The organism is Natronococcus sp. A-GB7, from assembly GCF_029688865.1.
GTDB lineage: Archaea > Halobacteriota > Halobacteria > Halobacteriales > Natrialbaceae > Natronococcus.
This window is the reverse complement of sequence record NZ_JARUKV010000008.1, coordinates 162,651-173,017: the sequence shown is the minus strand read 5'-3', so window position 1 is coordinate 173,017 and position 10,367 is coordinate 162,651. Positions and strand designations below refer to the sequence as shown.

Below are 10,367 nucleotides of genomic sequence, written 5' to 3'. Positions count from 1 at the left end.
GTAATGGGAGCCGACCGAGCACCTGCGGCGCTGCCCGACCGGAGTATCGGTCTCTGAACCGGCCGCGTCACCGGTACACGTTCCGGTACCGTTCCCGATACTCGAGCACGCCGAGCCGAGCGCGGCGACGCGAGCGGAATCCGAATCCGACCGCGACGCAGTCCGGCTCCTCGCACTCCCAGCTGAACGTCCCCGTCTGCGGGTTCCGTGCAACCGCAACGTCCGTATCGCACCGTGGACACCGCCACCCCCACTGAATGTTGCCTGCCGGCGGTCTCGAGTCCGTCATGCCAACCCATCTCGAAAGAGGGGGGCGGAGCGGAAATCGTTCGGGCTGTACATGGTGGCGCTATTTACCACGGTCACGGCCATAGAGCGGTAAGAACAATTGAATGTACGAGTGTCTTGTGGGAGAGAGAACACGTTCGAGACGAGCGCCGACGCGATCGGGTTCGGATTCGGAAACAGAAGGCCGTATCGAACCCGAAGAACGGCCCTCGAGTGCGTCGCCCGCGACGATACCTCGACTCGAGTCAGAACGTAGACGAAAACCAGGGCGACGAATCAGCTACTACCGATAGGAGAGCTCGAGTTCGAGCGCCCGCTCCAGCAACTCGTCGTCGTAGCGCTCGTCGGTCTGGTCCGGCCGGCGGTCGTGGATCGCCCGCACCGTCCGCACGGTGTTCCGGAAGTTCTTGAACGTCGCCTCGTCGACCATCTGGCCGTCGATCGTCACGGCGCCGGTGCCCTCGCGTTTGGCCTCGTTGAACCGCTCGATCTTGTGGACGTCGCGCTCGAGCTCCTCGGGGGTGGGCATGTGGATCGTGTTCGCCTGAATCGTCTGCTTGGGGTACAGCGACCAGGAGCCGTCGAGGCCGACCTGGGCCTCGCGTTCGATCTGGTCGGCGTAGGCGTCGGCGTTGTAGTAGGTCAGCCCCGCCCGCTCCTTGAACAGGTCGTCGAACGGGCCGCCGATCGAGAGCAGCCCGCCCGCGCTGGCTTCGTTCGACAGCGCCTCGAGCAGGCCGTCCCAGCGTGGCATCCCCTCGCCGAGGTCCCGTCCGCCGAGTTCGGCCGCGTAGTCGACGGGACCGAAGATCATCGCGGCGAGTCGGGATTCGGCGCCGAACTTCGCGATCTCGCGGAGATCCGACCGGGCGCGGCCGGTCTCGACGATGATCGAGAGGTCGATCGAGCCGTCGGGGTAGCCGTGCTCGCGTTCGGCTTCCGCGACGACGCCGGCGGCCCGTTCGACGTCCTCGAGGCGGCCGACTTTCGGGACCACGACGCCGTCGATCTCGTCACCGATCTCGGCGATCAGTCGGTCGATCTGCTCGCGTCCCTTCTGGCGATAGCTCCCGTCGTCGTAGGCCCACTCGACGCGGGGGTGGATCTCGCCGGGAAAGTCGTACTCGGGGACGCGATCGATCGTGTTCTCGAGCCCCTCGGCTTTCATGTCGGGCGCGGTGCCGTCCTCGAGGTCGGGCACCAGCCAGTCCGGCGCCTGGAACCCCTCCGCCTCGAGCGCGGAGACGAGGTATTTCGCCGTCTCATCCTTGGGAACGGCGGCGGGTGCGGTCTGGAACGTGCGGCAGAGTCGGATCTCGGTGTCGTCGGTCATGCGTGTGGATGTGTCTGGTGTGATCGGAAACGGTCGGCGGGCGGTTCAGCTCGAGCGCTTGCGGATCTTCGCGGTACGAGTGCCGGAGTAGACCGGCGTCTCGTCCTGATTGAACGCGATGTGTTCGAAGCGGACGGTGCCCGCTTCGTCGTGGCCCGTCTCTTCGGCCTCGAGAACGCGGGTGAACGCGTAGACGGTATCGCCGGGCGTGACGAACGTGTGGAACTGTTCGTCGTCGAACCCCACTTCGCGGAACGTTCGCTCGTCGGAGCGGGCGTGGCCCAGCGCCGTCGATCGGGTGACGTCGCCGTACGTGACGATGTCGCCCGACGGCGAGTCGGCCATCACGTCGGCGTTGTGGTGCTGTTTGGCGGTGTTCAGCGTCGCCAGCGGCAGCCCGGCGACGGTCGTGTCGTCCTGCGTGCGACCTCGCTCGTGGCGGTAGGCGACCGCGGCGCCGCGATCGTCGGCGCGCTCGAGCGCCTCGCGAAAGTCCTCGAAAGCGCCGCCGTCGGGGGTGACGAACTCGCTCGGAAGTTCCGGCTCGTCGGGCTCCTCGGCCGCCGCAGCGCTTCCGCCGCCGTCGGTCGCCACGGGTTCGCGTCGCGGGATCATGTTCGTTCGCTCGTACGAACACAGCACGTCGTCGGTTTCGGCGTCCCGCCCTCGAGTGCGCCAGGTGACGATCCCGTACTCGGGCCGGGAGCTCGAGGTCGCCGTCGAGACGACCTCGCTCTCGACGCGCAGTTCGGTGCCGGTGTAGATGGGAGCGCTAGGGAACCGGACGTCGGTGCGTCCGAGGAAGTAGCCGCCCTTCTCGCTCAAGTCCTCGACGGTGATGCCGAGCGTCGCGGCCGTGAGGTAGTCGGGGTGGATCGGCGGTTCGTCGAATCCTCGATCTCGAGCGGCGTCGGTCCGCCAGTAGGCGGGATCGTGATTCAGGGTCTGACTCATCCAGGCCTCGTTGCCCCACTGCGTGAGCGTCAGCCCGGGATCGTGTTCGATCAGGTCGCCCTCTGCGAACGCCTCGAAGTAGTTGCCCTTCTCGCGGGTGTCGGCGCGCTCGAGCGCGCGCGAGAACGTCTCGGTATCGGTCCAGTCGATCTCGGTCGCTTCGTCAGTCATCTGCGGCCACCTCGTCTGTTTTCGTCCGCTGTCGGTCTCTGTTTCGTCTGGTAACGGTTCGTCGCATCTCGTTTTCGACGATCATGTATCCCTCGTCGAACCCCATGCCGGGCTTTGCCAGCACCTGCGCGGCGTCGGTCGCGAGCGCGACGTGCGCGCAGGCGCGCGCGGACGTCTCCGTCTCGTTGCAGGTGCCGCCCAGGTAGGCGCGGGTGTCGGTTCCCTCGCAGTACCTGACTGCCTGCCCGCTTCGGTGGATCCCGCCGAGGTCGGGGGTCTTGATCTGGACGACGTCGGCCGCACCCCGGTCGACGAACGCCCGCACGTCCTCGAAGGTGTTACACCACTCGTCGGCGACGATGTCGACGCCGACGCCGGCGTCAGCGAGTCCCTCGCGGAGCTCGACCATCGCCTCGATCTGTGCTTCGCGGTCGCCGACGTCCATCGGCCCCTCGATCTGGATCGGATAGGGCGCGGCGGCCTCCTCGAGCGCCCGGAAGTAGTCGACCACCTCCTCGCGGTCGTAGGGCGCACCGAAGACCTCGCCGATCATGCCGTAGACGTCGATGTGGAACCGTGGTTCGTAACCGTCGGGGCCGAGCTCCTGCGAGCGCTCGGCGAGCCACTCGACGTACTCGAGTAAGGTCTCGCCGTTCTCGCCGATCTTCTCGACGCTGTTGATGAGCCCGTGGGGAAGGACGGGGACGCCCTTGACGAACATCTTCTCGGTGTTGACGTACCGGTTATCGCCGGATTGGCCGAAGACGGGAACTGGGTCGACCGCCGGCTCCGTGCCGAGTTCGTCCGCGAGGACGTCGGTTCGGGTCGTTCCCGAATCGTGGGCGGCCGCGGCCAGCAGCGCCTGGGAGACGCCGTAGCGGATCGCCGTGTGGAGCCGGCTGCCCTCGAACTCGCCGTTCTCGAGCAGGTCGGCGTTCGCGAGAAAGTCGCTCGCGTCCCGACCGACCAGTTCCTCGGCGACGGGGCCCTCGACGATGGGGGCGTACTCCGCGGCGCGAAACAGCGGATCGCGCCCGCCAGCCCCGGAGTACTGAACCGCGGCGCAGTCGCCGCGGTGGACGCTGCCGTCCTCGAGTTCGACGTCGACGATGAGCGTCTCGCCGGCCTGGCGGATCTCGTCGAAGCCGTCGGTAACGGGGTCGCCGTCGTAGGTGAATCCGTCCTGGACGGCCCCTTCCTTGATCGCGCGCTGGTCATCGAAGAAGAACCCGCTGTAACCCGGCGTAGCGTGGATCGCCTCAATCCGCACTGCCGACACCCCCCTTGTCCTGGGGACGGCCGATGAGCTTCCCGTCGCTGATCGCGTCGACGTCGTCGGCGACCATGCGGAACGACTCCTCGCGGCCCTCCGTGCTGGCACGTTGGGAGAGGCGGGCCTTGTGGATCTCCTTGATATCGTCGTCCATCTCGAGGTCGGCCCACTCGAAGATCCGAACCCGGCCATCGTCGTCCCGGGCGGGCAACACGGCGCCTTTCGCGCTGTCGCTCGGCGCGAAGGGGACGTCGAGCGCCCCCGAGTCGAACGCCTTGATCGTCCCCTGGACGACGTCGCCGTCGCCGTGGCTGAAGATCGTGTCCATGAGACAGCGGGTCTCCCGCTCGATCAGGTCCTGTTCCTCCGCGATACCGTCGATGTCGATGTTCTGCTCGATCGCCATGTCGATGACCTGTCGCGTCGTGCGGAGTCCGGAGGCGTTGGCCTCCTTGGTCGGAACCCCCTGGAACTCCTGGGGCGACTTCGTGATAACCTTGTCCGGCCGTGCGATGGCGGCGGTCATCCCGCCGAGGCTGATGACGCCGTTGGCGCGGGCCTCGTCGGGCGGGAAGCCGCCCATCCACTCGTGGAACACCGTCGTCACGCAGACCTCGTCGGGGAGGTACTCGTCGCCGAGCTTCTGGAGGGCGTTCAGCGCGGCGACGTCCTGGACGACGTTGCCGACCTGGCCATAGCCCAGCGTGATCGAGCGCACGCCCTGGGTGGCGGCGAGTTGGCCCTCGACGATCATGATCGCGATCGCGATCGACGGCGGGACCAGCGTCCCGGTAAGGGGACCGAACGGCTCGCGGTTGATCCGCACGCCCCGTTCGGTGTAGGCCCCCGCCAGCCGGTCGACGAACTGCCACTTCTCGATCGTCTCCTCGAGTCCGTGGCGTTTCGTGTAGGGGATGTTGTAGGAGATCGGTCCGCCCTCGAAACTCTGGAAGCCGCCGGCGAAGGTGATCGCCGCCAGCAGGCGAGCGTCGGGGGTGCCGTGGCGGACCTCGATCGGGGCGTCTAAGGCCTCGATCAGCTCGCGACAGCCCTCGATCCCGTGGTTGACCGCGGGGAACCCGTTGAGGGTGTCCTCGCCCGTCTCGCGGGCCTTCTCGAGACCTTCCTGGGCCTTCCCGTACTCGTTGTCGCGCGTGTAGGAGTCGATCGTCGTCGGCAAGAGGTCCGCTTTCCCCTCGCCGTGGAGGTACTCGAGCAGCTCGATCTGGTCGTCGAGTCGCGGGACTCCCGCGCGGGGTTGCAGGAGAGGGCTGTCGGCGGACTCGAGCACGTCGGCGAAGCGTTTGCTCGCCGGCAGCGACTCGTGGTAGGCAATCGCCTCCTCGAAGTCGACGTCGCCACCGGTGTCCCAGTCGGACCGAATTTCGTCGTCGATACGCCGTAGCTCGTCGGATGGTATGCGTTCGTCTCGTATCATCGAGCCACCAGTTAGCTGCTGACGGTAACCCGCTCGGATTCGGTGGTCGTGACGTGGAGGTCTCGCTCGAGGGCGGCGATGGCCTCCTCGGGGTCGGTCTCGGAGTCGAAGACCCGATCGAACCCGAGCTCCTCGAAGGTCGCGCGGGTCTGATCGAAGTCGTCCTGCCCGACGGCGAGGTTGCCGCCGATGTAGGTGAGGGCGTCGACGTCGGCCTCCTCTAAGACCTCGTGGAACCCCTGGCAGTCCTGCTCGGCGTGACCGTAGAGCGAGGAGACGAGTACCGCCTCCGCCGAGTGGGCTACCGCTGCCTCCGCAAAGTCCTCCTGGGAGGTCTGGACGCCGAGGTTGACGACGTCGAAGCCAGCTGCACTCAGGGCCTGCTCTAGGATCGTGATGCCAACGACGTGAGCATCGGAACCGATCACGCCGAGGACGACCGTTCGGGACATCGTATCCAGAACCATGATGAATTGCCGTATAAAGTTAATGGTTGATCATGATAATACTCCTTAAACACCCTAACACCACCCCCTTGAGAGACAACCACACCTTCATGATCTATTGCAAAGGTTTTTGCGCCTGTCCGCAGACAGTCGCCTCCATGGGCGCACTGTCGAACCTGCGCGTGATCGACCTGACGCAGGTGCTGGCCGGCCCGTACTGTACGATGTTGCTCGCGGATATGGGCGCCGACGTGGTAAAGATCGAGCGCCCGGGCGGTGACCTGATCAGGTCGAACCCGCCGTTCGTCGAGAGCGACGAGGAGGCCTACGGCGGCTACTTCCAGAGCGTCAACCGCGGCAAGCGCAGCCTCGAGCTCGATTTCAACGACCCCGACGATCGGGAGGACTTCCTCTCGCTCGTCGAAGAGGCCGACGTCGTCGTCGAGAACTATCGCTCGGGGACGATGGAGAAGTACGACCTGGGTTACGAGACCCTCAAAGAGCGCAACCCGGAGCTAATCTACTCCTCGATTCGCGGCTTCGGTGATCCGCGGACGGGCGAGACCCACCGCCAGGGCCAGCCCTCCTTCGACCTCATCGCGCAGGCGTTAGGCGGCGTGATGGAGATCACCGGACAGGAAGAGGGCCCGCCGACGAAGGTCGGTCCCGGCATCGGCGACCTCTTTACCGCGACGCTGAACTGTATCGGCATCCTCGCCGCGGTCAACTACCGCCACTGTACCGGCAAGGGCCAGTACGTCGACACCGCGATGTACGACGCGATGCTCAGCATGACCGAGCGGGCGGTCTACCAGCACTCTTACACCGGCGAGGCGCCCTCGAGGCGGGGCAACTCTCACCCGACGCTGTTCCCCTACGACGCCTTCGAGACTCGCGACGGCCACGCCGTGATCGCCGCCTTCGGCACGAACCACTGGAACGAGGTTTGCGAGGCGATGGGACGGGAGGATCTGGCTGCGGAGTACCCCGAGGCAGCCGATCGTCTCGAGCACCGCGAGGAACTCCGGGAGGAGATCGCAGCGTGGGCCGCCGACCTCGAGACCGCCGACCTCGTCGAGACCCTCGAGGGACGGGTCCCGGTCGCGCCGGTCCAGAGCACCGACGAGATCTTCGAGGATCCCCACGTCCGCGACCGCGAGATGCTCGTGCCGGTCGAACAGCCCGGAGCCGACGAAACCGTCGAGATCGCGGGCTCGCCGATCAAGATGACCGAGACGCCGCCCGAACCCGGTGGCCGAGCACCGCTGCTCGACGAACACCGGGGGGAACTGCTCGAGGACGACGAGCCCGAGCGCACCGACGCCGAGACGGCGGCCGACGACTGATCGCCGTCGAGGGGTCGGCTCCTCTCGGAGCCACCTCGAAGCGTGCCCGGAGCGGAGGGTAATCCTTTTGCGGCCCCCACACACACCTCGGGGTATGGACTGGCCATTCGACCCCGACGGGGAGCAGGGCAGCGAGGGAATGCGGAAGTTCGACATGCGGATCATCGCCGACAAGGTCGACGAGGAGGAGGACTTCCCGATGGACCGCGACGAGTTCGTCGCCGAACACGGCGACGACCCGATCCGAATCAACTACAAGCGCGTCGTGCCGATGCGGGAGATCTTCGAGTACGTCGAGCCCGAGGAGTTCGAGACGATGCTCGACATGCACAAAGCCGTCGGCGCGGCGATGCGGGCCGGCGACTTCTGGGAGTACCACCCGGAAGGAAGCGACCCGGAGAAGAAACCCGCCTGAGCCGTCACGGATCTGGATTACGTACCACTTATACGACGCCGATCGAAACCTTCGGGTACCGTGACGAACACGCAGGTTACGCTCCTCCAGATCGACAACTACGGTCCCTGGACCGTAACGCCCGAACCGCGCCGGGAAGCCGATCTCCAGACGCTCCAGTCGCGGCTGTACGCCGACGTCTCCCAGTTCGTCGGCAACCGCGACGGCTACGTCTTCTTCACCCGCTTCGACAACATGATCGCCGTCACGAACGGACTCTCACACGAGGACCACGCGCTCCTGCAAGAGTCCATCGGCAACCGGTACCCGGTGACGGTCAGTCTCGGCGTCGCGACCGGGACGACCCCGGTACAGGCACTTTCGGACGCGACCGCGCTGATCCAGGAGGCCGGCAGCGCACAGGACAAGAACCGACGCGAGTGTCTCGGGGGCCGAACGATCGACGACGAGCATCGAACCGACGGGGACGTCCAGATCGCACACTTCGACGTCATCGACGCGACCGGCGAGTACACCGACGAACTCAACGCCTTCGACACCTTCATCGAGATCGAGCAGGGGTATGCCTCCCTCATGCGACACATGCGACGGGCCCACGACAGCCTCGCGTTCTTCGTCGGCGGTGACAACGTCATCGTCGTCTGTCCGGACCTCGGCGAGGCAGAGTACGAGGAGGCGATCTACCACGTCCAGGAGGAGGTCGACGTCGAGCTTCAGGTCGGCGCCGGCCGGGGGAGAAGCGCCCACGAGGCAGGCATCGCCGCCAAACACGCCCTCGAGGACTGCCGTGCCGACGGAACCAGAATCGAACTCGAGTGGTGAGGACCCTCGCGGTCGCGTTCGTGCCCGTTCTTGCGAATCTTTGTAGACACTGTCGAACCTCGTACGTTTGTCACGCGTTCACTTAACCGTGCCGGAGATAGTTTTTAGCCGGTCCGTGGGATGTGTACACATATGGAACCGGAACTGTCCGTCAGGGAGGTCCTGACGACCGAATACGTCGGTGTCAGCGAGTCGGATCCCGTCTTGGGTACCGTCCGGCTGATGCGCGAAGAACGAGCTGGCTGTGTCCTCGTAGTTCGCGGCTCGGAGCCGGTCGGAATCATGACCGAGTGGGACGTACTCGGCCTCGTCGCCGAGGAGGACGATCCGGCCGAGACGACCGTCGGGGAGGTCATGACCAGCCCGGTGATTTCGATCAACGCGGGCTGGTCGCTGGCCGACGCCGCGACGACGATGAGCCGACAGAACATCCGCAACCTGGTCGTCGAGAACGACGACGAGATCGTCGGCGTGCTCACCCAGCGAGACGTCATCACCGCCGCGGGCTCCTTCCAGGGAACGACGAGCAGCAGCCCCGAGGGCTCCCTCGAGTCGGAACGCCCCCTCGAGCAGTCCCGGTCCTCGCGTCCCGGCGACGACCTCGAGACCGAGCTGTTGCCAAACGGTGGCGACGAGTTCTCCACGCAGGGCGTCTGCGAGGCCTGCGGTTCGCTCGCCGACTCGCTGTGGGACGCCAACGGGCGACTGGTCTGTTCAGACTGCCGATCGGTTTGAGGTCACCGTCGTAAGCCCGTTCCGGCCGGCGCGACGGAGGGAGAATAAGAAGACCTTTTGGATGCAGCTGTCGACCGGAGGACAATGGCTTCGGACTCACCGGTCGTCGAACCCGCGACCCAGGGTGACCTGCCGGCGATCACCGAGCTGTGGGTGCGGCTGGCTCGCGACCAGCGCGATCACGGCTCGTTCGTTCGCGGCGAGGAAAACCGGGAGACGATGCGGGAGACGCTCGCCGGACACCTCCACACCGACGGGCTCCTCGTCGCACGCGACGGGGAGTCGATCGTCGGCTTCGTCACCTACTCGCTCGAGCGAGGATCCCTCGAGCTCGACGCGACCCGGGGGCTGCTCTCGAACATCTACGTCGCACCCGCCTACCGCGACCGCGGGGTCGGGACCGCGCTGCTCGAGGCTGCCGAGGACGCTCTCGCCGACCGGGGTGCGGAGGTCGTGATCCTCGAGGTGCTGTCGGACAACGAGGCCGCGAGGCGGTTCTACGAGGAACGTGCGTACGAGCCCTACAGGGTGTCGATGCGGCGGTCGCTCGAGGACCGGCCGGAAAACGATACACACTCAAAGGAGGAACGGTAACTCACTGCTGCGCCAGGGGAGCATGGGCGGTTCATGCACTCGACTTGTAATCGAGACTTCGTGGGTTCAAATCCCACCCCTGGCTTGGCCGCTGTTCGAATCCCACTCCTGGTTCGGTCGTCGCGAGCGCGAACCGAACTCTTACCGATCGGTTCGGCTTTGGTTGTTCGACGGACACGTCCGTTCGTCTCGAGCTACCGTACCGCTCGAGTCGACTTTCATTTTCTTCGAGTTGTTCAACCGTTGGTCGATTACCCATCCGTTTCGAACGCGCGTCCGACCACCGGAACCGTACCGATTCATCACGGACTAATTCGGGGTCGGTCGGATATAGTTCCGCAATCGGTCCGCTGAACCGGGTGAAAAACCCGTAGGAGGACTGTTTCGATACGCACAACTTCTTAGTCCGTATAAGTAGCTGGCTTGATTTCTCACGAAACTGTTCTTCGCCACGAGTCACACGGTGGTGCGCGCTTATTTCGGCGATAATATCGGATTTCCCGTTCCATCCGCTCGAGAACGTCTCGACCCGCCTCGTCGGGCTTGAAACTG

At 65.6% G+C, this 10,367-nt stretch carries 11 protein-coding genes and 1 tRNA gene; 6 read left to right on the top strand and 6 right to left on the bottom strand.

Annotated elements, in window-relative coordinates; all coding sequences use genetic code 11:
* Positions 1 to 67: 67 nt before the first annotated feature.
* From QA609_RS09530 to glmS, 6 genes are all read right to left on the bottom strand, one after another.
* Complete coding sequence (locus QA609_RS09530; RefSeq protein ID WP_278302369.1) at positions 68 to 289, bottom strand: hypothetical protein; 222 nt, start codon at positions 287 to 289, stop codon at positions 68 to 70.
* 282 nt (positions 290 to 571) lie between these two features.
* Positions 572 to 1,621 carry an L-malyl-CoA/beta-methylmalyl-CoA lyase gene (gene citE / locus QA609_RS09525; protein WP_278302368.1) on the bottom strand — a complete coding sequence of 350 codons (1,050 nt, stop codon included), beginning with the start codon at positions 1,619 to 1,621 and terminating at the stop codon, positions 572 to 574.
* Between the two features lie 45 nt (positions 1,622 to 1,666).
* Complete coding sequence (gene mch / locus QA609_RS09520) at positions 1,667 to 2,746, bottom strand: 2-methylfumaryl-CoA hydratase (protein ID WP_278302367.1); 1,080 nt, start codon at positions 2,744 to 2,746, stop codon at positions 1,667 to 1,669.
* Positions 2,739 to 4,016, bottom strand: a complete 1,278-nt coding sequence (locus QA609_RS09515) for a methylaspartate ammonia-lyase (RefSeq protein WP_278302366.1) — start codon at positions 4,014 to 4,016, stop codon at positions 2,739 to 2,741. The genes mch and QA609_RS09515 overlap by 8 nt, the downstream gene beginning before the upstream one ends.
* Positions 4,006 to 5,457 carry a methylaspartate mutase subunit E gene (locus QA609_RS09510; protein WP_278302365.1) on the bottom strand — a complete coding sequence of 484 codons (1,452 nt, stop codon included), beginning with the start codon at positions 5,455 to 5,457 and terminating at the stop codon, positions 4,006 to 4,008. The genes QA609_RS09515 and QA609_RS09510 overlap by 11 nt, the downstream gene beginning before the upstream one ends.
* Positions 5,458 to 5,468: 11 nt before the next feature.
* Complete coding sequence (glmS, locus tag QA609_RS09505; RefSeq protein ID WP_278302364.1) at positions 5,469 to 5,924, bottom strand: methylaspartate mutase subunit S; 456 nt, start codon at positions 5,922 to 5,924, stop codon at positions 5,469 to 5,471.
* A gap of 137 nt (positions 5,925 to 6,061) precedes the next feature.
* Between glmS and mct the strand changes: the two genes are divergently transcribed.
* From mct to QA609_RS09475, 6 genes are all read left to right on the top strand, one after another.
* The gene (mct, locus tag QA609_RS09500; protein ID WP_278302363.1) at positions 6,062 to 7,249 is read left to right on the top strand and encodes a succinyl-CoA:mesaconate CoA-transferase; all 1,188 of its coding nucleotides are present in this window, start codon (positions 6,062 to 6,064) and stop codon (positions 7,247 to 7,249) included.
* A 94-nt stretch (positions 7,250 to 7,343) separates the two neighbouring features.
* Positions 7,344 to 7,664: a DUF5785 family protein gene (locus QA609_RS09495; protein WP_278302362.1), complete on the top strand. Its 321-nt coding sequence runs from the start codon at positions 7,344 to 7,346 to the stop codon at positions 7,662 to 7,664.
* A 60-nt stretch (positions 7,665 to 7,724) separates the two neighbouring features.
* Positions 7,725 to 8,486, top strand: a complete 762-nt coding sequence (locus tag QA609_RS09490) for a GTP cyclohydrolase III (RefSeq protein ID WP_278302361.1) — start codon at positions 7,725 to 7,727, stop codon at positions 8,484 to 8,486.
* A 132-nt stretch (positions 8,487 to 8,618) separates the two neighbouring features.
* Complete coding sequence (locus QA609_RS09485; protein WP_278302360.1) at positions 8,619 to 9,221, top strand: CBS domain-containing protein; 603 nt, start codon at positions 8,619 to 8,621, stop codon at positions 9,219 to 9,221.
* A gap of 84 nt (positions 9,222 to 9,305) precedes the next feature.
* The gene (locus QA609_RS09480) at positions 9,306 to 9,815 is read left to right on the top strand and encodes a GNAT family N-acetyltransferase (protein ID WP_278302359.1); all 510 of its coding nucleotides are present in this window, start codon (positions 9,306 to 9,308) and stop codon (positions 9,813 to 9,815) included.
* An 11-nt stretch (positions 9,816 to 9,826) separates the two neighbouring features.
* Positions 9,827 to 9,900 (top strand) — tRNA-Thr (locus tag QA609_RS09475).
* Positions 9,901 to 10,367: the final 467 nt, after the last annotated feature.

Bases quoted from the DNA above. Each gene is read 5' to 3' on its own strand.
- mct (WP_278302363.1), top strand. From the start codon at position 6,062: ATGGGCGCACTGTCGAACCTGCGCGTGATCGACCTGACGCAGGTGCTG.
- glmS (WP_278302364.1), bottom strand. From the start codon at position 5,924: ATGGTTCTGGATACGATGTCCCGAACGGTCGTCCTCGGCGTGATCGGT.
- mch (WP_278302367.1), bottom strand. From the start codon at position 2,746: ATGACTGACGAAGCGACCGAGATCGACTGGACCGATACCGAGACGTTC.
- citE (WP_278302368.1), bottom strand. From the start codon at position 1,621: ATGACCGACGACACCGAGATCCGACTCTGCCGCACGTTCCAGACCGCA.
- QA609_RS09485 (WP_278302360.1), top strand. From the start codon at position 8,619: ATGGAACCGGAACTGTCCGTCAGGGAGGTCCTGACGACCGAATACGTC.
- QA609_RS09495 (WP_278302362.1), top strand. From the start codon at position 7,344: ATGGACTGGCCATTCGACCCCGACGGGGAGCAGGGCAGCGAGGGAATG.
- QA609_RS09530 (WP_278302369.1), bottom strand. From the start codon at position 289: ATGACGGACTCGAGACCGCCGGCAGGCAACATTCAGTGGGGGTGGCGG.
- QA609_RS09480 (WP_278302359.1), top strand. From the start codon at position 9,306: ATGGCTTCGGACTCACCGGTCGTCGAACCCGCGACCCAGGGTGACCTG.
- QA609_RS09510 (WP_278302365.1), bottom strand. From the start codon at position 5,457: ATGATACGAGACGAACGCATACCATCCGACGAGCTACGGCGTATCGAC.